Source organism: Stenotrophomonas sp. AG209 (assembly GCF_003550055.1).
In the GTDB taxonomy this organism is placed as follows: domain Bacteria; phylum Pseudomonadota; class Gammaproteobacteria; order Xanthomonadales; family Xanthomonadaceae; genus Stenotrophomonas.
Genome location: NZ_QXDB01000001.1, coordinates 1623992 through 1645238, shown reverse-complemented (window position 1 = coordinate 1645238; position 21247 = coordinate 1623992). Strand labels below are relative to the sequence as shown.

17 protein-coding genes are annotated in these 21247 nt (G+C 67.2%); 11 read left to right on the top strand and 6 right to left on the bottom strand.

All coding sequences use genetic code 11. From position 1 onward, the window contains the following. Nucleotides 1–61: 61 nt before the first annotated feature. From DFO63_RS07690 to DFO63_RS07640, 10 genes are all read left to right on the top strand, one after another. A complete protein-coding gene (locus DFO63_RS07690) occupies nt 62–1045 on the top strand; it encodes a LysR family transcriptional regulator (protein ID WP_101765999.1) in 984 nt (327 codons plus the stop codon). Nucleotides 1046–1657: 612 nt separating this feature from the next. Beyond that, nucleotides 1658–2089 carry a DUF2946 domain-containing protein gene (locus tag DFO63_RS07680; protein ID WP_049442692.1) on the top strand — a complete coding sequence of 144 codons (432 nt, stop codon included), beginning with the start codon at nt 1658–1660 and terminating at the stop codon, nt 2087–2089. A gap of 72 nt (nt 2090–2161) precedes the next feature. Further along, nucleotides 2162–4225, top strand: a complete 2064-nt coding sequence (locus DFO63_RS07675) for a TonB-dependent copper receptor (protein ID WP_049442691.1) — start codon at nt 2162–2164, stop codon at nt 4223–4225. Between the two features lie 271 nt (nt 4226–4496). Further along, nucleotides 4497–5603, top strand: coding sequence for an efflux RND transporter periplasmic adaptor subunit (locus tag DFO63_RS07670; RefSeq protein ID WP_014038290.1), 1107 nt, complete (start codon nt 4497–4499; stop codon nt 5601–5603). Continuing rightward, nucleotides 5600–8725, top strand: a complete 3126-nt coding sequence (locus DFO63_RS07665) for an efflux RND transporter permease subunit (protein WP_049442690.1) — start codon at nt 5600–5602, stop codon at nt 8723–8725. Before DFO63_RS07670 ends, DFO63_RS07665 begins: the two co-directional genes overlap by 4 nt. After that, nucleotides 8718–9314: a GNAT family protein gene (locus tag DFO63_RS07660; protein ID WP_049442689.1), complete on the top strand. Its 597-nt coding sequence runs from the start codon at nt 8718–8720 to the stop codon at nt 9312–9314. The genes DFO63_RS07665 and DFO63_RS07660 overlap by 8 nt, the downstream gene beginning before the upstream one ends. A 213-nt stretch (nt 9315–9527) precedes the next feature. After that, entirely contained in the window at nt 9528–11039 is a 1512-nt protein-coding gene (locus DFO63_RS07655) for an alanine/glycine:cation symporter family protein (protein WP_049442688.1), read from the top strand. Continuing rightward, on the top strand, nt 11040–11876 hold the full coding sequence (locus DFO63_RS07650; RefSeq protein ID WP_101765994.1) for a TrmH family RNA methyltransferase: 837 nt from the start codon (nt 11040–11042) through the stop codon (nt 11874–11876). Between the two features lie 256 nt (nt 11877–12132). Beyond that, complete coding sequence (locus tag DFO63_RS07645) at nt 12133–13125, top strand: hypothetical protein (protein ID WP_101765993.1); 993 nt, start codon at nt 12133–12135, stop codon at nt 13123–13125. A gap of 10 nt (nt 13126–13135) precedes the next feature. Next, a complete protein-coding gene (locus DFO63_RS07640) occupies nt 13136–14587 on the top strand; it encodes an alanine/glycine:cation symporter family protein (protein WP_049442685.1) in 1452 nt (483 codons plus the stop codon). A gap of 126 nt (nt 14588–14713) precedes the next feature. On the opposite strand, the gene DFO63_RS07635 is transcribed toward DFO63_RS07640, so the two are convergent. From DFO63_RS07635 to DFO63_RS07615, 5 genes are all read right to left on the bottom strand, one after another. Then, the gene (locus DFO63_RS07635; protein WP_049442684.1) at nt 14714–16135 is read right to left on the bottom strand and encodes a M28 family peptidase; all 1422 of its coding nucleotides are present in this window, start codon (nt 16133–16135) and stop codon (nt 14714–14716) included. Between the two features lie 165 nt (nt 16136–16300). Beyond that, nucleotides 16301–16858, bottom strand: coding sequence for a hypothetical protein (locus DFO63_RS07630; protein ID WP_147416411.1), 558 nt, complete (start codon nt 16856–16858; stop codon nt 16301–16303). Nucleotides 16859–17012: 154 nt separating this feature from the next. Continuing rightward, nucleotides 17013–17417, bottom strand: a complete 405-nt coding sequence (gene mscL / locus DFO63_RS07625) for a large-conductance mechanosensitive channel protein MscL (protein WP_049442682.1) — start codon at nt 17415–17417, stop codon at nt 17013–17015. 55 nt (nt 17418–17472) lie between these two features. Continuing rightward, the gene (locus DFO63_RS07620; protein ID WP_119006721.1) at nt 17473–18189 is read right to left on the bottom strand and encodes a fumarylacetoacetate hydrolase family protein; all 717 of its coding nucleotides are present in this window, start codon (nt 18187–18189) and stop codon (nt 17473–17475) included. 75 nt (nt 18190–18264) lie between these two features. Next, nucleotides 18265–18546: a hypothetical protein gene (locus tag DFO63_RS07615; RefSeq protein ID WP_119006720.1), complete on the bottom strand. Its 282-nt coding sequence runs from the start codon at nt 18544–18546 to the stop codon at nt 18265–18267. Between the two features lie 178 nt (nt 18547–18724). On the opposite strand from DFO63_RS07615, the gene DFO63_RS07610 reads away from it, so the two are divergent. After that, nucleotides 18725–19060: a Rieske (2Fe-2S) protein gene (locus DFO63_RS07610; protein ID WP_119006719.1), complete on the top strand. Its 336-nt coding sequence runs from the start codon at nt 18725–18727 to the stop codon at nt 19058–19060. Nucleotides 19061–19372: 312 nt separating this feature from the next. Here DFO63_RS07610 and DFO63_RS07605 read toward each other — a convergent pair whose 3' ends face one another. Beyond that, nucleotides 19373–21220 carry an SLC13 family permease gene (locus DFO63_RS07605; protein ID WP_049442680.1) on the bottom strand — a complete coding sequence of 616 codons (1848 nt, stop codon included), beginning with the start codon at nt 21218–21220 and terminating at the stop codon, nt 19373–19375. Nucleotides 21221–21247 lie beyond the last annotated feature (27 nt).

Here is a 21247-nt window from a genome sequence, read left to right as displayed (position 1 = left end):
ATAAGCTGGTGACGGCAATTGACCCTAGAGTGGACCTCCGCCCCACGCCGCCTGCCTGCCCATGACGCTGACCCAGCTGCGCTACCTGGTTGCCATCGCCGACGCCGAGCTGAACATCACGCTGGCCGCCTCGCGCGTGCACGCCACCCAGCCCGGCCTGTCCAAGCAGCTCAAGCAGCTGGAGGACGAGCTGGGTTTCCTGTTGTTCGTGCGCAAGGGCCGCAGCCTGGAGTCGGTCACCCCGGCCGGCACCGAGGTCATCGCCCGCGCCCGCGCGGTGCTGGCCGAGGCCAACAACATCCGCACCTACGCGGCCAACCAGCGGCGCGAGAGCCAGGGCCAGCTGATCCTGACCACCACCCACACCCAGGCGCGCTTCGTGCTGCCGCCGGCGGTGGCGGCGATCAAGCAGGCGTATCCGCAGGTGAGCGTGCACCTGCAGCAGGCCGGTGAAGCCGACGCGCTGGATCGCTTGAACCAGGGTGATGCCGACATTGCGATCATCAGCACCGCTGGCGGTGAGCCCACCGATGGCATTGCCGTGCCGCTGTTCCGCTGGCGGCGGCTGGTGGTGGTACCCAAGGGCCACCCGCTGGATCGCGCCGGACGCGCACCGGACCTGGCCGCGTTGGCCCGGCAACCATTGATCAGCTACGAATCCTCGACCCGCCCGAATTCGTCGTTGCAGCGCGCCTTCGCCGCCAATGGGCTGGTGCCGGATCTGGCACTGACCGCGCTTGATGCCGATCTGATCAAGACCTATGTGCGTACCGGCCTGGGTGTGGGCCTGCTGGCCGAAATGGCGGTCAGTTCCAACGACGAAGACCTGAGATCGTGGCCGGCGCCGGACCCGATCAGCGAGTGCATTGCATGGGCAGTGCTGCCGCGCGACCGCGTGCTGCGTGATTACGCGTTGGAGCTGGTGCATGTGCTGGCACCGCAGATTGATCCGCGCGACCTGCGGCGGGTGCTGGATGGCAACCAGGTGGCCGCGTGGCCGGTGCCACCGACCTGGGAGTCGCTGACCCAGACCATCACGGTGTGAGGTGGGTCGAGCAGGGCTTGCAGCCCTGCACCTGCTGCGGCGCGCAAGCAACAGCAACAGCAGAGGCGGCATTCCGTGGGATGGCGGGGCGGTGTGGGCAGGCAGGACACGCCGTAAACCCATCCATGGGGGCTCGATGGCGCCATCCATGGCGCCAACGGTCCTGCCTGCCCACACCGCCCCACCTCTGACAGATTCCGATGGCTGTTGGTAGGTGTCGACCTTGGTCGACACGGTAGATCCACGCCATGCCGTGGATGAAGCTGTCAGATATCGAAATACATCTGGGGTCAGATCCGTTTTCCGAAGGAAAACGGATCTGACCCCAAGAGCCGTTCCAACAGACCGCAGGAATCTGTCGAAGGCGGGGTGGGGCCGGTTGCGGGGGCGTGAGCGCCATGGAGGGCGCGACCGAGCCTACATGGACGTATTTACGGCGTCCCCCGCAACCGGACCCACCCCGCCATCCCACGGATTGCCCGCTTTTGACGTTGACGTTGATTCGGCGGGTGCAGGGCGCAGCCCTGCCGAACACCCCCGCGACGGGGTGTCGTAAATGCCTGCGACGGTTCGTCGCACGGGCAACCCTGGACCCGGCTCTACACTAGCGGGGTGACCCGCCTGTCCCGCCCGCAGCGCCTTCTGCTCCAGCTCGCCGTCCTGGCGACGCTGCTGATGGTGCTTGCGCCACTGGTCAGCCGCGCGCTGCAGGCGTCGCCGATGGACCACGCCGCGATGGCAGGCATGGACCACGCTGCCATGGGCCATGACATGCACGACATGGCCATGGCCGGGCACGATCAGCACGGCAGCGCGCCGGCAGAGCGCAACCGCCCGGTCGATCCCCACGCCATGCACGGCGAAGCCTGCGAATACTGCGTACTGGCCATGCGCCTGCTGCCGTGGCTGGCCGTGCTGGTGCTGCTGTTGCCGCTGCTGTGGCGGCCGCGGCTGGCATTCCCGTGGTCACAGCAGGTACTGCCCGCGCTGCGCTGGCCGGCGCATGCCGCGCGCGGGCCGCCGCGTTTCTCCATCGTTCGCTGATGTCCCTACCGAATCTGCCACACGACGCCTGACCGGGCGCCGTGCGCGCGTGCGTAACTTGGAGCTGTTCCAATGAAAATGACTTCCCGCCCCGCGGGCGCCTGTGCGCGCCTGCCGGTTGCCCTCGGCCTGGCCGTGGCCGCATCAGTGGCCCACGCCGCGCCCGCCGAAGAGGCGCGCACCCTCGACACGCTGGTGGTGACCGCCGCCGCACCGTCCTCGCCGCTGCACTGGGTGACCGACCCGCGCCTGCCGCGGCAGCCGGTGCCCGCCAGTGATGGCGCCGATTACCTGAAGACCGTTCCCGGTTTCTCCGCCATCCGCAACGGCGGCACCAACGGTGACCCGGTGCTGCGCGGCATGTTCGGTTCGCGCCTGAACATCCTCAGCAACGACGGCAACCTGATCGGTGCCTGCCCGTCGCGCATGGACAATCCGTTGTCCTACATCGCGCCGGAAAGCTTCGATCGATTGACCATCATCAAGGGCCCGCAGAGCGTGCGCTGGGGCGCCGGTGCCTCGGCCGGCACCGTGCGCTTCGAGCGCGATACACCGCGCTTCGAGGAACCGGGCCTGCGTGCCGATGCCAGTGCGCTGGTCGGTTCGCGCAACCGCAACGACCAGGTGCTGGACCTGACCCTGGGCAACCCGACCGGTTACGTGCGCGCCAGTGGCAACCGTTCCGAAGCCGACGACTACAAGGACGGCCACGGCGATGTGGTGCCATCGAAGTGGCGCAAGTGGAACGGTGACGTGGCGATCGGCTGGACGCCGGATGCCGACACCCTGCTGGAAATTTCTGCGGGTGCCGGTGATGCCATCGCACGCTACGCGGGACGCGGCATGGACGGGGCTGCGTTCGAACGCATCAGCTATGCCGCGCGCTTCGAGAAGCGCAACCTGCCGGGGGCGTGGGACACGGTGCAGGCCAACGTGTACTACAACGAGGCCGATCACGTGATGGACAACTACACGCTGCGCACGCCGAACCCGAACAGCATGATGCCGATGCCGATGGCCTCGAACGTGGACCGCCGTACCCAGGGCGGCCGGGTCAGTTCCGAGTGGCGCTGGCAGGACGTGCAGCTGGTGGCGGGTGTGGATGGCGAAGACAGCCGCCATCGTGGCCGCATGGGCATGGGCCGCGGCACCTATCGCCAGGCGGCCTGGGAGACCGATGCCAACTTCCGTCGCTATGGCGTGTTCACCGAGTTGACCCTCGGTGCCGGCACCGATCAGCGCTGGATCAGCGGCCTGCGCATCGACCGTGCCAGCGTGCGCGACGAGCGGCAGTCGATCCGCGGGATGATGGGCAACATGCCCAATCCGACCGCAGGCCAGCGCCGCAAGGAATGGCTCGGTAGTGGTTTCCTGCGCTACGAGCAGGACCTGGCCGATGGCCTGACCTGGTATGCCGGCCTCGGCCACAGTGAGCGCATGCCGGACTACTGGGAGCTGTTCTCGCCCGACCACGGCCCGGCCGGTGCGGTGAACGCGTTTGCCGGCATCCAGCCCGAGCGTACGACCCAGCTTGACGTCGGCCTGCAGTACAAGGGGCCGCGCGTGCAGGCATGGGTTTCGGCGTACGCCGGGCAGATCCAGGACTACATCCTGTTCACCTACCACGGCAGCGGCATGATGGGGATGAGCCAGGCCAGCAACGTCGATGCGCGCATTGCCGGTGCCGAAGCGGGGCTGGAAGTGAGCGTGGCCGAACAGTGGAAGCTGGGCGGCACGCTGGCCTATGCCTGGGGCGAGAACCGCGACCAGCAGCGTCCGCTGCCGCAGATGCCGCCGCTGGAAGCGCGCCTGAGTGCGAACTGGGAAGGCCAGCGCTGGAGCGCCGGTGCGCTGCTGCGCGCGGTGACCCACCAGCATCGTGTAGCAGATGGCCAGGGCAATGTCGTCGCACAGGACCTCGGGCCGAGCGCTGGCTTTGCCACCTTCGCGCTCAATGCCGCGTACCGTTTCAGTTCGCAGTTGCAGCTCAGCGCGGGTGTCGACAACCTGTTCGACCGTGCCTACAGCGAGCACCTGAATCTGGCCGGCAGCGCCGACTTCGGCTTCCCCGCCGATCCGGTGCGCATCAATGAGCCGGGGCGCAGCGTCTGGATGAAGCTGAATTACCGGTATTGAGGCAACGGGCAAAAAAACGGGGCCGGATCCCCGCCAGGATCCGTCCCCGCCCGACGCCCTCCGTCGGGCAGATTCGACTCTACGATGACGGCCCGGGCGGTGCACGGCTGGATACACCCCGACACACGCCGACACCGCCCGTGGCAGCCTTGCACGGAACGGGTTCAAGGCGCTATCGCGGCCTTGGTTCCACGCCGGTAAACGCTTGGCACATACCGCTTTCAGGGGCACTTGCCTACACTCGGCGGCCGTGGATCAATCAGGACCGTTCATGTTGGCTCGTATCGCTTCGACCCTGGCCCTTGGCCTCAGCCTGGCCGTGCTGGCCGGGTGCGCAGGCAAACAGGAGGCCGCCGCACGTCGGCAGGGAGAAGCGGTGCCGGTCACCGCGCAGGTCGTGCAGTCCCGCCAGTGGAGCGACACCCTGCAGGCGCTGGGCACGGCCAAGGCGCGCGAGTCGATCAGCGTGACCGCCAAGGTCAGCGAGATCGTCGAGAAAGTGCATTTCGAAAGCGGCCAGCACATTGCGGCCGGCGCGCCGATCGTGACCCTGCGCGGCCAGGCCCAGGAGGCCGCGCTGGTGCAGGCGCAGGCCACGTTCCACGAGGCCGACCAGCTGTACAAGCGCCAGCGTGAGTTGGCCACGCAGCGGCTGGTGTCGAGTGCCACACTGGATACGCAGAAGTCGATCCGCGATGCCGCCGAAGCGCGCGTGGCGCAGATGCAGTCGGACATCGGTGACCGCCGCGTGCGTGCGCCGTTCGCCGGTGTGCTCGGCATCCGCCAGGTCAGCCCGGGCACGCTGCTGACGCCGACCACGGTGATCGCCACGCTCGACGATATCGAGCACATGCATATCGATTTCCAGGTGCCTGAAGTGGAGCTGGCCGCGCTGGGCGTCGGTGACAAGGTCAGTGCCACCAGCGTGGCGTGGCCCGGCCGCACTTTCGAGGGCGTGGTCAGCACCATCGATGCGCGCATCGATCCGGCCACCCGTGCAGTGACGGTGCGCGCCGATTTCGCCAACGGCGACCATGCGCTGCGCCCGGGCATGCTGCTGGACGTGCGCCTGTTCCGCCCCGAGCGCCCGGCGCTGGTGATTCCGGAAATCGCCGTGGTGCAGGTCGGCCGCGATACCTACGTGTATCGCATCACCGCAGACGACAGCGTCGAGCGCGTGGACGTGGTGACCGGCGCGCGCCGTGCCGGCGTGGTCGAGATCAGGCAGGGCCTGGAAGCGGGCCAGCGCATCGTGGTCGATGGCACCGGCAAGTTGCGTCCCGGCCTGAAGGTTGCTGCCAAGGACGCGGCACCGGCCAGTGGTGCAAAGCCCGCTGATGCACCGGCACCGGTCGCGGCAGAGGGCCACGGCGGATGAAGCTGTCCGACATCTCCATCCAGCGGCCGGTGTTCGCCGTGGTGATGAGCCTGTTGCTGCTGGTGCTGGGCGTGATGTCCTTCACCCGCCTGACCCTGCGTGAACTGCCGGCCATCGATCCGCCGATCGTTTCGGTGTCGGTGGACTACACCGGCGCCTCGGCGGCGGTCATCGAAAGCCGCATCACCCAGGTGCTGGAAGATGCGCTGGCCGGCATCGAAGGCATCGATACGATCAACGCGCGCAGCACCAACGGCCGCTCGCAGGTCAGCATCGAATTCACTTCCAACCGCGATATCGAAGCGGCGGCCAACGACGTGCGCGATGCGGTCAGCCGTGTTGCCGACCGCATGCCGGAAGAGGCGCGGCCGCCGGAAATCGCCAAGGTCGAAAGCGATGCCGACCCGATCATCTGGTTCAACATGGTCTCCTCGACCATGGACACGCTGGAGCTGAGCGACTACGCCGACCGCTACGTGGTCGATCGCTTCTCCAGCCTTGATGGCGTGGCCCAGGTCCGCATCGGCGGCCGCCAGCGCTATGCGATGCGCATCTGGCTGGACCGCGACCAGCTGGCTGCACGCGGCCTGACGACCGGCGACGTGGAAACCGCGCTGCGCAACGAGAACGTGGAGCTGCCGGCCGGCCGCATCGAGTCGACCGACCGCGATTTCACCCTGCGCGTGGAGCGCAACTACATCAAGCCCGAAGACTTCGCGACCATCCCGCTGGGCAAGGGCCGCGATGGCTACGTAGTGCGCATGGGCGACGTGGCGAAGATCGAGCTGGCCTCGGCCGAACGCCGCGCGTACTACCGCAGCAACGGCGAGCCGGGCATCGGCCTGGGCATCGTCAAGACCTCCACCGCCAACTCGCTGGACGTGGCGCGCACCGCGCGCGCTGAAGCCGAGCGGGTGGCGCTGACCCTGCCCAAGGGCACGCAGATCTTCGTCGCCTTCGACAACACCACTTTCATCGAAGCGGCGGTGGACCGCGTCTACGCCACGCTGGTGGAAGCGATGATCCTGGTGCTGGCGGTGATCTGGCTGTTCCTCGGCAGTTTCCGCGCCGCGTTGATTCCGGCGGTGACGGTGCCGGTCTGCCTGGTCGCGGCGTTCATCGCGCTGTATGCGTTCGACTTCTCGATCAACCTGCTGACCCTGCTGGCGTTGGTGCTGTGCATCGGCCTGGTGGTGGACGATGCGATCGTGGTGGTGGAAAACGTACAGCGCCGCATCGACCTGGGCGAACCACCGCTGGTGGCCTCCAAGCGCGGTACCGCGCAGGTCGCCTTCGCGGTGATCGCCACCACCGCCGTGCTGGTGGCAGTGTTCCTGCCGGTCGGCTTCCTGGAAGGCAACACCGGGCGCCTGTTCCGCGAATTGGCAGTGGCGCTGGCCGCCGCGGTGGCGTTGTCCGCGTTCGTGGCGCTCACACTGACGCCGATGATGGCCTCCAAGCTGCTCAAGCCGCACACCGGGCAGGCGCCGCGGGGCCTGCACGGCTTCATCAACCGCAACCTGGAACGCCTCGCGGGTGCCTATGGGCGGATGCTCGATCACCATGTCGACCGCACCTGGATCTACCTGCTGGTGATGGTGGCCGCGCTGGCCGCGAGCTGGGGCCTGCTCAAGCTGCTGCCGTCGGAGCTGGCACCGGCCGAAGACCGCGGTTCGTTCCAGATCATGATCGACGGCCCGGAAGGCGCCGGCTACGACTACACCGTGCAGCAGGTGCAGCAGGTGGAAGCGCTGCTGGCCCCGCATGTCGGCCCGGACAAGCCGATCGTGCGCGCCAACCCGCGCGTGCCCGGTGGCTTCGGTGCCAGCGAGGAAATGCATACCGGCCGCGTCAGCATCTTCCTGCAGCCGTGGCGCCAGCGCAGCGAGGCCACCCCGGACGTGGCCAACGAACTGCAGAAGGAACTGAACACCATCCGTGGCGTGCGCGTGCGTACCCAGGTCGGTGGCGGCCTGGTGCGCAGTGGCGGGCAGCCGTTCCAGATCGTACTGGGCGGGCCGGAGTACGCGGAGATCGCGCAGTGGCGCGACCGCATCCTGCTGCGCATGGCCGACAACCCCGGCCTGGTCGGCCCGGACTCGGACTACAAGGAAACCCGGCCGCAGATGCGGGTGAACATCGACCGCCAGCGTGCGGCCGACCTCGGCGTGCCGGTCACCGCGATCGGTTCGGCGCTGGAAACCATGATGGGCTCGCGTCGCGTCACCACCTTCGTCGACAACGGCGAGGAGTACGACGTGCTGGTGCAGGCCGGACGTGACGGCCGCGCCAGCCCGGCCGACCTGGCCGCGATCCGCGTGCGCGCCACTTCCGGCGAGCTGGTGCCGCTGTCCAACCTGGTCACGCTGAGTGAAGTGGCCGAGGCCGGCACCTTGAACCGCTTCAACCGCCTGCGCTCGATCACCATCAGTGCCGGCCTGGCGCCGGGCTATCCGCTGGGCGAGGCCATTGCCTGGGCACAGAACGTGGCGCAGGAAGAACTGCCGCAGTACGCGCAGGTGAACTGGAAGGGCGAATCGCGCGAGTACCAGAGCGCCGGTGGCGCCGTGCTGCTCACCTTCGCCATGGCCCTGCTGGTGGTGTACCTGGTGCTGGCTGCGCAGTTCGAGAGCTTCATCCATCCGCTGACCATCATGCTGACCGTGCCGCTGGGCGTGCTCGGTGCGCTGGTCGGGTTGTGGGTGAGTGGCGGTACCGTGAACCTGTTCAGCCAGATCGGCATCGTGATGCTGGTCGGCCTGGCCGCAAAGAACGGCATCCTCATCGTCGAATTCGCCAACCAGCTGCGCGACGACGGCCGCAGCGTGCGCGAGGCGATCATCGAATCGGCGATGGTGCGACTGCGCCCGATCCTGATGACTTCGATCGCCACCGTGGTCGGCGCCATTCCGCTGGTGGTGGCCGGTGGTCCCGGTTCGGCCAGCCGTGGCACGATCGGCATCGTGATCATCTTCGGCGTGACCCTCTCGACCTTCCTGTCGCTGTTCGTGGTGCCGGCGTTCTACGCGCGGCTGGCTCCGTACACCCGTTCGCCGGAAGCGGTGAAGCGCGAGCTGGAGAAGCAGGAAGCGGAATCGCCGTCGGTGGGCGGTCATGCCTGACCGGCCTGCCGACGGGGTCGGACCAGGGGTCGGATCCCTTTCCGGAACGGAAAGGTCTCTGACCCCGCCACTACAGGGTGAAGGTTTCCTCCTGCGCCCCTGGCGCCCGGACGATCTGGAATCCCTGCTGCACCACGCCAACGACGCCGAGGTGTCGCGCGGCCTGCGCGACCGCTTCCCGTATCCGTACACGCGCGAGGATGGCGAGGCCTTCCTCGCCGGCCGCGTGCTGGCCCCGGGCACCCTGAACCTGGCCATCGAGATCGACGGCCAGGCCTGCGGCAGCGTCGGTGCCCAGCAGGGCGTGGCCGAGCGCGGACACATGGCCGAGCTGGGCTACTGGTTGGGCCAGGCCTACTGGGGCCAAGGAGTGATGACCCGGGTGGTCGGCCTGTTCGCACCCTGGGTGATGGACGAGCTTCGCCTGTTCAGGCTGCAGGCCGGGGTGGTCGACTTCAATCTCGGCTCGGCCCGGGTGCTGGAAAAGAACGGCTTCCAGGAGGAGGGCGTGGACCGCTGTGCGGTCTACAAGCGCGGCGTGCTGCACGACCTGCGCCGTTTCGCCCGGGTGCGCATGCAGCTGCCTTGAACAGGCGCGGGGTCGGATCCCTTTTCGCCAGAAAAGGGCTCTGACCCCCAACCCGCCAAACGGTAGAACCAAGGTCAGAGCCCTTGCGCAGCGCGCAAGGGATCCGACCCCATCCTTCTGGCGCTACCGCAGCGGCCTTCGATCAGGGAGAATCGACCGGTCCCTTCCAGCCGACGGGACGTCCTTACAACCCGCCGACTGGAGAGAGCGCGCGTGGAAGCAACCGTACACTTCATCAACAGCATCATCTGGAGCAAGGCACTAATCTTCGTGTGCCTGGGCGCCGGCCTGTTCTTCAGCCTGCGCACGCGCTTCATGCAGATCCGGGGTTTCCTCGAAATGTGCCGCCTCACCGTCAAGGGTGAGAAATCCGACGCCGGCGTGTCTTCCTTCCAGGCGCTGGCCATGTCGATGGCCGGCCGCATGGGCATCGGCAACATCGCTGGCGTGGCCACCGCCATCGCCTTCGGCGGCCCCGGTGCGATCTTCTGGATGTGGGTGATGGGCTTCCTCGGCGCGTCCACCTCGTACGTGGAATGCACCCTGGCGCAGATCTACAAGACCAAGGATGCCGAAGGCCGTTACCGCGGTGGCCCGGCGTACTACATCGAAAAAGCCATGGGCCTGAAGTGGTACGCGCTGGCCTTCGCCTTTGCCACGATCATCGCCGCCGGCTTCCTGATGCCGGGCGTGCAGGCCAACGCCATCGCCGACAGCATCATCAACGCCTGCCGTGGCACCGCACTGTGCGGCCCGCTCGATGGCCAGGCCTTCGGCATGGAGTCGGTGCAGGCGCTGAAGCTGGGCATCGGCATCGTGGTGGCGCTGCTGCTGGGCGTGGTGATCTTCGGTGGCGTCAAGCGCATCGCCAATTTCGCCGAAGTGGTGGTGCCGTTCATGGCAGCCGGCTTCATCCTGATGGCCATCGTCATCATGATCATCAACTACGACCGCGTGCCGGAGATGTTCAACATCATCTTCAGCAGCGCCTTCGGCACTCACGCCGCGTTCGGCGCGATGATGGGCCTGGCGGTGGAGTGGGGTATCAAGCGCGGCATCTACGCCAACGAAGCTGGCCAGGGCTCGGGCCCGCACGCGGCAGCCGCCTCGGAAGTCTCGCACCCGGCCAAGCAGGGCTATGTGCAGGCCTTCGCCATCTACTTCGACACCATGATGGTGTGCACCGCCACCGCGTTCCTGATCCTGGCCAGCGGCACCTACAACGTATATTCGGCGGCAGGCGCCAGTGCCCCGCCGATCTTCCAGGGCCTGGCCGGTATTCCGGAAGGTGCTGGCTACGCGCAGGCTGGTGTGGAAGCCGTGTTGCCGGGCTGGGGCTCGGCGTTCGTGTCCATCGCCATTTTCTTCTTCGCTTTCACCACCATCATGGCGTACTACTACATGGCCGAGACCAACCTCAGCTATGTGAACCACAACAAGAAGCGCCCGCTGACCGTGCTGGTGCTGCGCCTGGGCATCATCGCCATGGTGGTGTTCGGCGCGTTCCATAATGCGACCCTGGCCTGGGCGCTGGGTGACATCGGCGTGGGCCTGATGGCCTGGCTGAACATCATTGCCATCCTCATCATCCAGAGGCCGGCGATGCTGGCCCTGCGTGACTACGAACGACAGAAGAAGCTGGGCCTGGATCCGGTGTTCGACCCTGATGCCCTGGGCATCAAGAACGCCGATTTCTGGCGCCAGCGCAAGCAGGAGAGTGTGTAAGTGAACAACCCTTGGAACAACCGCCGCCCGTCCGCCCGTCCGCCGCGCGCAACGCCGTTGCCGCGCCCGGAGGCGCCGGCTACGGGCGGTGGTGGGCGCGGTGGCAGCGACGAGCTGCGCCTGTACGGTTTGAATGCCGTGCTGGCCGCGTTCGAAGCGCGGCCGCAGGCGCTGCGCAAGCTGTACCTGCTGGAGGCGCGCATTCCGCGCCTGCAGCCGCTGCTGAAGTGGTGCGTGGCCAACCGTGTGGGGTACCGCGTGGTTGAAGACGGCGATCTGAACAAGCTCGCCGGTACCACCCATCACGAAGGCGTGGTGGCCGATGTGCTGCGTGCTCCGGCACTGCCGCTGGCGCAGTGGCTGGAGCAGGTCGGCGACGGCCCGGCGCTGGCGCTGTGGCTGGATGGCGTGGGCAACCCGCATAACCTCGGTGCGATCCTGCGCTCGGCCGCGCACTTCGGCGCCAAGGCGCTGCTGCTGCCGGCCGGCAGCACGCTGGCGCTGTCCGGTGCCGCCGCGCGCGTTGCAGAAGGCGGTGCGGAAGCGGTGCCGCTGGTGCAACTGCCGGATACAGCCCAGGCGATGGCGCAGCTGCGTGCGGCCGGCTTCGGCCTGGCGGCGACCCTGGTGGAGGGCGGTGACGACGTGTTCCGCACTTCGCTGCCGGCCCGCCTGGTGTATGTGATGGGCGCCGAAGGCGAGGGCATGGACCGCAGCCTGGCGGGTGCATGCGACCTGCAGGTCTCGATTCCCGGCAGCGGTGCAGTGGAGAGCCTGAACGTGGCCTCGGCCACGGCGGTGCTGCTGGCGCAGTGGGCGAGCCGTCGCGCCGATTGACGCGGCTGTTTCATCGCGTGGTGACCTGGAACCCGGCCCTCGTGGCCGGGTTTTTTGCGCGGATTCCGCAATACTCGGCGTGATCGTGCGGATCGCACGCGGGATGCCACCTGCAAAGCATGCTGATTGCGACCGATCACGATGCATCAAGCATGCTTGATGCATGAGTACGCGCTTTTAGAATTTGTCTCATTGTTGAGCCGCATCCTGCATCGCACGGTGGACGTCCATCCAACGTCGAACAGGAGTGGTTCCCATGCATCGAATCCAACCCAACGCGATGCGCGCATCCCTGCTGCTGGTGCTGTGCGCGCTTGCAGCCCCCGCGGTGCAGGCCGAAGAGCGCAGCATGGACGGGGTCAATTTCACCGGGCCGTTGATCACCCCCAATCCGGCCGGCCTGCCGCAGGGCAACTGGTACATCGAACCCTATCTGGTGCGGGTCGACAGTCGCGACCACTACGACAACAACGGTGATCGCCGCCGCAGTGCCGAGCACAGCGGCGCATGGGCGACCGTGGTGCCGATCATCTATGGCTTCAGCGACCGCGTGATGGGACAGGTCAATCTCAGCGCCTCGCGCTCGGAGTCCGGTAGTGCGCGCAGCAGCGGCTTCCGCGCCGGTGACACCACCGCGCGGCTGCAGTACCTGCTGCAGGCGCCGAATGCCGATGGCACCCGTCCGGCCATCTCGGTCGCGCTGGTGCAGCGTTTCAGCACCGGCAGCCACGATCGCATCACCGGCAATCCGCTCGATGCGCAGGGCGACGGCGTGCAGCGCACCACCGCAGCGCTGGGCGTGCAGCAGGTCGTGTGGCTGGGCAATGACCGCCCCGTGCGCTGGCGTGCCCAGCTCAGTGCCGGGCCGGCACCGTCGCGCACCGCCATTTCCGGCACCAGCGTCTACGGCACCGATGACAGCTTCCAGGGGCATATCTCCCGCGGGTCGGTGCTGGGCCTGTCGGTCGGCGCCGAGTACAGCTTCAATTCGCGCTGGGTGGGCGTGATGGAGGTGGCCGCCAGCCGCGAGACAGGCCAGCGCCTGAGTGGCTTCGCACGCAACAGCAGCGGTGCGATCGAACGGATCGAAGAGCATCGCCCGGCCAGCCGCAGCGTCACCCTGGCGCCGGCCGTGGAGTACCACTTCAGCCCGTCACTGGGCCTGATCGCGGGCGTGGAGTTCAGCGTGGCCGGCCGCAACACCGGCCGCATCATCAGCCCCCAGGTCGCCCTGGGCATGTTCTTCTGAGGGGCTATCGATGAACATCGAATCCATCGTCAACGCGATCCTCGGCGTCGTCTGGAGCCCCTATCTGGTGGTGCTGTGCCTGCTCACCGGCCTGTACTTCAGCGTGCGCACGCGCTTCATCCAGTTGCGGGCATTGCCTGACATGCTGCGCCTGATGTTCCGCCATGAGCGTTCCGACGCCGGCGTCTCGCCGTTCCAGGCGTTGTCGCTTTCGCTGTCCAGCCGTGTGGGCGTCGGCAACATTGCCGGCGTCGCCATGGCCATCGCCTTCGGCGGTCCTGGTGCGATCTTCTGGATGTGGATCGTTGCCTTCCTCGGTGCGTCCAGTGCCTTCATCGAATCCACGCTTGCGCAGATCTACAAGGATCGCGATGCCAAGGGGCAGTACCGCGGCGGCCCGGCCTACTACATCGAAAAAGGCCTCGGCCAGCGCTGGTATGCGGTGCTGTTCGCACTGGTGACGGTGCTGGCGGGCGCGATGCTGGCCGGCACGCAGTCCAACGCGATCACCAGTGCGGTGAACGAAGCCTGGAACGTGCCGGTGATGACCACTACTGCGGTATTGCTGCTGGTGCTGGGCGCCATCCTCATCGGCGGCGTGCGGCGCATCGCGCGCGTGGCCGAATGGGTGGTGCCGCTGATGGCGGTGGCCTACCTGCTGGTCGCGGCGCTGGTGATGGTGCTCAACGCGGAGAAGGTACCGGAGGTGATCATGCTGGTGCTGCGCAGTGCCTTCGGCGTGGATGCGGCGTTCGGCGCAATGATCGGTACCGCCATCCAGTGGGGCGTGCGTCGTGGCGTGCTGTCCAACGAGGCCGGCATGGGCAGTGGCGCGCATCCGGCCGCCGCCGCCGAAGTCTCGCATCCGGTCAAGCAGGGCCTGGTGCAGTCGTTCTCGGTCTACATCGACACCATGGTGGTGTGCAGCGCCACCGCCTTCCTGATCCTGTCCACCGGCCTGTACAACGTCTACGACCCGGCGGTGAACGGCATTCCGGATGAGGCGCGCCTGCTGCTGGGCAGCCTGCCTGGCGTCGAGGCTGGGCCACGCTTCGTGCAGCATGCGGTGGAATCCGCGCTGCCGGGCTTCGGCCGTTCGTTCGTAGCGCTGGCGATCCTGCCGTTCGCGTTCACCACCATCCTGGCGCTGTACTACATGGCCGAGACCAACGTCAGCTACCTGTGCCGTGATCGTCCCGCGCCGTGGGCGATGGGCGTGTTCCAGCTGCTGTTCCTGGCCGCGACCGGCTACTCGGCGGTGAACAGTGCAACGATCGCGTGGTCGTTGGGCGATATCGGCGTCGGTCTGATGAGCTGGTTGAACATCATTGCCATCCTGCTGCTGCAGAAACCGGCGTTGGCGGCGCTGCGCGACTACGAGCAGCATCGCCAGGCCGGCAAGGATCCGCTGTACAACCCGAAGCTGCTGGGTGTGCGCAACACCAGCGTGTGGGAAGGCTGACAGGATCGGGGTCGGATCCCTCGCCAAGGCGAGGGATCTGACCCGCGCCATTGCCCGGTGGGTGCGAACCTCGGTTCGCACCGCTCTTTCCGCTGCGCTCGCCGGGCATGGCCCGGCGCCAGTGCATCATTCGTTCGGCGGCGTGGTCGCCTTGGCCTCGCTACCGAAGCTGCCGTCGGCTTCCGCCGCCAGGTACGCGAACACCGTGTACGCGGCGACGTTCTGTGCCAGCGCCTTCGGGTCGATCTTGTCCAGCGTGTCGTCGGCGGTGTGGTGCAGGTGGAAGTAGTCCGAGCCATCCTGCGCCAGCCACGCCCACGCACCGCCCTTGGCGGCCAGCGGGCCGACGTCCGGGCCCGGGCCACCCTTGTCGGCCTGGTACTCGATGCCCAGCGGCTTCATCACTTCGGCAATCTGCTTCGTCGCTTCACGTGAGCCTTCCGGATTCGGCGAACCGGTGTTGAAGGCATAGATGCGGCCGGCACCGAAGTCGCTCTCGGCGGCCAACTGGTGCAGGGCCACGTCCTTGGCGTGTGCCTCGGCATAGGCCTTGCCGCCGTAGAGGCCCTGTTCCTCGTTGGCGAAGGCGATCACGCGGATGGTGCGCTTCGGCGCCTGCTTCAGCTGGCCGATCAGGTGGCCGGCAGCCATGGTGATGCCCACGCCCGCGCCGTCATCCACTGCGCCGGTGCCCAGGTCCCACGAATCCAGGTGACCGCCGATCACCACCACTTCCTTCGGCAGGCTGCGGCCGGTGATCTCGCCGATCACGTTGTACGAGGTGGCGGTGCCGTCCCAGCCGCAATCCAGCGCCACCTTCACCGTGGTGCTGCCACGCGCCAGCAGGCGGGCCAGCTGGTCGGCATCGGGCACCGACAGCGCCGCCGACGGCACCGGCGTCAGGCCGTCGTCGAAGCGGGTGATGCCGGTGTGCGGCACGCGGTGCGAGTCGGTGCCGGCCGAGCGCATCAGGAAGCCGACCGCGCCCTTGCGGATCGCCTCGGACGGGCCCTTGCTGCGGATCGCGCCGCCACGGCCGTAGTCGCGGCCATCGCGGAAGGGCAGCATCTGGTAATCGACGAAGGCGATCTTGCCCTTCAGCGAACCCGCCGGTGCGGCCTGCAGCGCGGCCAGGTCGGCGAAGCGCACCACCTCGGCTTCCACGGTGCCGCCCGGGCTGCCGCCCAATGCGGTGATCTGCAGCGGCTGCGGATTCTTGCCGGTCACGGCGGCGTGTTCACTGCGGCGCTCCCACTTCGGGAAGGTCACCGGCTCCTTCCACACCTTGTCGAAGCCCAGGGCCTTGAACTTGGCTTCGGCCCAAGCCACGGCGCGGGCGTCGGCTTCGCCGCCGGCGATGCGCGGGCCGATCTCGGTGGTGAGCGATTCGACCACCTTCCAGCCGGTGTCATCGGCCAGCGCTTGGTCGCGCAGCTGTGCGGCGGTGGCCAGCGATGCCGGGGGCAGGGTGGTGGTGTGCGGCGCCGCGAAGGCCGGGGCGGCCAGCAGGGCGAGGGAGGATGCGATGGCAAGGATGCGGCGACGCATGGACAACTCCGGGAAGGGACCTAAGTCTTGGAGCTTAACAGTCGTTCAGCCCGGCGCATGGGTGGGAGGTCATGGCTGGCGCGAACGCTGTTTTCCGCCATGTCCGGCAAAGCGAAAGCCCCGCCGGGGCGGGGCTTTCACATGCTTCCATGGCGCCCGAGGGAATTACCTGGCTGCGGTATCCAGCTTCATGATGTAGCTGGCCACACCGTTGCCGGCGTTGTTGATGTAGTCGTTCAGGAACTGCTTGTCGAGCGACAACAGTGGCGAACCCTTCAGCGAATCGTAGGTGGCATCGACTGTCAGCAGCCCAAAGCGCTTCGCCAGCGCAGTCACTGCTTCATGGCGGGCCTTTGGCGAATCGCCGGCCTTCTGCAGATCGGTGGCGATCTGGTACTCGGCACTCTTGGCTTCCAGCGCCTCGTTCAGCACGCCGGCCATTGCAAACAGAGACTCGCGGGTCAGCGTCGGATCGAGGCCGCGCGCTTTCATCTGTGCCTCGATCGGCTGCGCGGCCGCCAGCAGCAGGTCGGCGTGGCTGTAGCCGTCCAGCGGCGCGGCTACGCCCTTGGGCAGTGCCATCCCCGGCTTGTAGGGCAGGTAATGGCCCTTGCCATCGGTGACAGAGATATCGCGCGCCTGCGCGGTGCCGGCCACGCACATGCAGGCAGACAGTAGCAGGGGTATGGCGAGTGCGCCCATGCGCGGGGTGGGGGGGTTCAAGCGGTGCCTCCTGGCATCCACCGCAAAGGGCGGTGGTTTCGTGCTTCCCGCGCGGTGCGAGGGCACCGCGCGGGCGCACGAGGATAACAGCAACACCGCATGGGCAGCGTCGCAGACACGCAGATGGAAAGGGCGCCCGCAGGAGCCCGTTCCGTTATCTTTTCAGGCTGTCGCGGATCTCGCGGAGCAGCACTACTTCCTCGGTCGGTGCCGCCGGCGCGGCTTCCTTCTTGCGCGACAGGCGGTTGATCACCTTGATGACCAGGAAGATGGCGAAGGCCACGATCACGAACTGGATGAGCGTGTTGATGAAATCGCCGTAGCCGATCACCACCGCCGGGATCTCCTTGCCATCGGCGCCGACGCTGGCCGGTGACAACGTCCAGGCCAGCTGCGAGAAATCCACCTTGCCGATCAGCATGCCCAGCGGCGGCATGATGATCTTCTCGACCAGTGCGGTCACGATCTTGCCGAAGGCCGCGCCGATCACCACGCCGACGGCGAGGTCGATGACGTTGCCGCGCATCGCGAATTCCTTGAACTCGGTGAGCATTCCCATTGTTGTTTTTCTCCGGTGGGGGAAGTGGACAGCGCGCAGGGTAGCGCAGGTGATGTCAGCCGGCGATCACGCCGTGGCGCTCGGCCACGTTTTCCAGGCGGGCACTGAAGCGGTCGCCGGGCTTCAGTGCAGCCACCCCGGACGGGGTACCCATGAACACCAGGTCGCCGGCGCGCAGCTGCCACAGCTTGGACAGCTCATGCAGGATCTCCGGCACGTTCCAGATCATCTGGTCGAGCAGCGCCTGCTGGCGCACCTCGCCGTTGACTTCCAGCGACAGGTTCAGCGCGGCCAGGTCGCCGACTTCCTCGGCGTGGACGATTTCGCTGATCGGCGCGGAGGCATCGAAGCCCTTGGCCGCATCCCATGGGTGGCCCTTGTCCTTGGCGGCGGCCTGAAGGTCGCGGCGGGTCAGGTCCAGGCCGACGGCGTAGCCATAGACCAGTGCGTCGGCATCGGCCACCGACAGCTCGCCGGCGGGCGCATCGCGGCCGATCGCCACCACCAGTTCCACTTCGTGGTGCAGGTTGGCGGTCGCCGGCGGGTAGGGGATGGCATCGTCGTGGCCGACCACGATCGCATCGGCCGGCTTGCTGAAGAACATCGGGCGGCCGCGGTCATCGGCCGCCGGCACGGCCGCGCCCATTTCGCGGGCGTGGTCGGCGAAGTTGCGGCCGACGCAGTAGATGCGGTGCACGGGGAAACTGCCGCCACCGGCTACCGGCACACGCGGCAGGGCTACGGCAGGGATCACATCGGAGACATCGGACATGCGGGCATCCAGGAAGGGCGTGCCCGCAGTCTAGAACGCATGGCGCCCGCCGTCAGCGGGCTCGCAACAGGTGGATCAGCGCGAGGCCGGCAACACCGGCTTGCGCACCACGCGGTACTCGCCTTCGACCACGGTCGGGTCGACCGGACGGGCGACGCCCGGCTTGCGCGAGGCCAGCAGCTTCCACGCCAGGCCGACCAGGATCATCGCCGCACCGACGAACACACCGATGAACACCATTGCCGCCAGGATCGCCAGGCCAAGCAGGCCCACGGCAACGCGCACCAGCGGGTGGCGCGGCTTGCGCGGCGCGAACAGGGTGCGGAACTGGTTTAAGGCGGATGCGCGATTGAACATGGCGGCTCGATAGGCTGGGATCAGCGAAACCAGAGTATCGGGACGCGCCACTGTCATTGAGTGAAAAACTCGTTAAATATAGCCTGTGCTTATTACGGATCAATGACTTGTGTTCATGTCGCAGCCAGTCACCTGAGTGGGCGTGCGACAATGCCGGTTTACTGTCCGAGCCTTCGCCATGACTGCCGCTGCTGCCCTGATCGCCCTTGATGCCCTTGCCGATGGCGCGTTTGCCGAGGTCGAAGCGGTGGTCGAAGGCGATGCCGAATCGCTGGTGCTGTACCGCGACGGCGCGCAGGTGTGCGCGTTCCTGAACATCTGCCCGCACGCCGGCCGCCGCCTGGACTGGGCGCCGGGGCAATTCCTGAAGAGCCGCGAGGGTCATCTGGTGTGCGCCGCGCACGGCGCCTCGTTCGCGCTGGACAGTGGTGACTGCATCGCCGGCCCGTGCAAGGGCGACCGCCTGCGCGCGGTGCCGGTGGACGTGCGTGATGGGCAGGTCTATCTGGCCTGAGGCCAGAAGCAGTCGAGCACGGCTCGACTCTACAAAAGCCGTGTCGACCAAGGTCGACAGCTACCAGAGCGAGATCCGTGCCGACCAACGGTCGGCACCCACCACCAGCCGCGTGAAACTGTCGAAGGCGGGGCACTGTGGGTTTGCGGGGTGTGAGCGGCATGGATGCCGCGACCAAGCCCCCATGGATGGGTTTACGGCGTCCCCGCAAACCCACAGTGCCTCGCCATCCCACGGAATGCCCGCTGTTGCTGTTGCTGTTGCTTCGGCTTCTGCGGGTGCAGGGCGCAGCCCTGCCAACAAACCTCAACCTCAGAACATCAGGTTGATCATCAGCACCACCACGCAGGTGTAGATCAGCGACAACGGTCCGCCGACCCGCCACATCTCGCGTGGGGTGTAGTTGGCCGGCCCCGTGATCATCGAGATCACCGGGTTGGAGGCCGTCATCAGGTTGTTGGACGCCGACAGCGCCACGATCAGCGCGAACGCGGTCGGGTTGCCACCTGCCGCCAACGCCAGGTTCACCGCGATCGGCACCATCACGATGGTCGCGCCCACATGGCTGATCACCAGCGAGAACGCCGTGGTCAGCAGCGCCAGCGCCACCTCCAGCACCCACACCGGAATGCCGGTCGGCAGCTTGTCGATGGTGTGGCCGGCCACCCACGCCGCCGCGCCACTGGAGTCCATCGCCCAGCCGAGCGGAATCAGCCCGGCCATCATGAATACCGTCTTCCAGTTGATCGAGGCATAGGCCTCGTCCATGCGCAGCACGCCGGTCAGCAGCATGCCGGCCACGCCGGTCATCAGCGTCAGCGCCACCGGCAGCTTGCTGGTCAGCGCGATCAGGATGGTCAGCGCGAAGATCGCCATCGCGATCTTGAACTTGTGCGGGCGCTGCTCGCCGGTCGGGTAGTCGGTCACCACCACGAAGTCGCGGCTGCGGGCGGCCTGCGCCAGGTCGGTCCAGATGCTGTGGAACACCAGCATGTCACCGGCGCGCAGCTGCACGTCGCGCACGTCCTCGCGGATCACCTGCTTGTCGCGGTTGATCGCCAGCAGGCTGATGCCGCGCTCCTTGCGCAGGCGCAGGTCGGCCGCACTCTTGCCGATCACGTTCGAGGTCGGCGGCACCACCGCCTCGGAAATGCCAGCGCGGCTGGGGTTGAACAGGTCGCCCAGGTGCTTCAGGCGCGAGGACATGCGCAGGAACTGGTTCTGCGCGAAGTCGCTGATCTGCTCGCGCGGGCCCATCGCACCGAGCACGCTGCCGACCCAGATGCGCATCTCCGCCGGTGGTGCCAGGCGGGTGTCGTTGCCGGTCTTCAGGGCCAGCAGCAGCGGCGCGTCGTGCAGGGTCTCGGCCTCGCCCAGGGTCATGCCCACCAGCGGGCTTTCGGCGGTCACCACCAGCTCGAACACATCGCCTTCGATGCCGTAGGTCTTGGCGAAGTAGCTCTCGGTGCGCGCCGGGGTGACCCCGTCGTTGACCAGACTTTCCTCTTCGATCAGCTTGCGGTCGCCGTAGTAGCGGAAGTACAGCAGCGAGGCGATCAGCAGCGCCACGCCGATCGGCAACGGCGCGAACATGCGCAGCGGCTCGATCGTGGCCAGGCCGGAGGGAAGGTTGTTGTTGGCCGAGGCCAGCAGATCGTTCAGCAGGATCAGCGGCGAATTGCCGACCATGGTCAGCGCGCCGCCCATCACGATTGCCGCCGAGATCGGCAGCAGCAGCCGCTGCATCGTCAGCCCGGTGCGCGCCGCCAGTCGCGAGGCGACCGGCAGGTACAACGCCATCACTGACGGGTTCTGCATGAAGGACGAGTTCAGGCCGGCAATGGCCGTGGTCATCATCAGCAGCCGCTGCTCGACACCATGGCCGCGCCGCAGCAGCCAGGCGGCCAGCCGGTTCAGCGCCCCGGTGCGGTCCAGGCCCGCACCGAGGATGGTGGTGGCGATGATGCTCATCACCGCGTTACCGGAGAAACCGCCGAAGATCTCCTCCGGCGCGATCAGGCCGGTGACACCGAGCACCACCAGCACCACCAGCGCGACCACGTCGGCGCGGATGCGCTCGAACAGGAACATCGCCATCGTGAAGCCGACCAGCCCGAGCACGAGCTTCATGTCGTTGGTCAGCGTCAGCGCGGTATCCATGTGGGGCGCAGTGTCCTCAGGCGATCG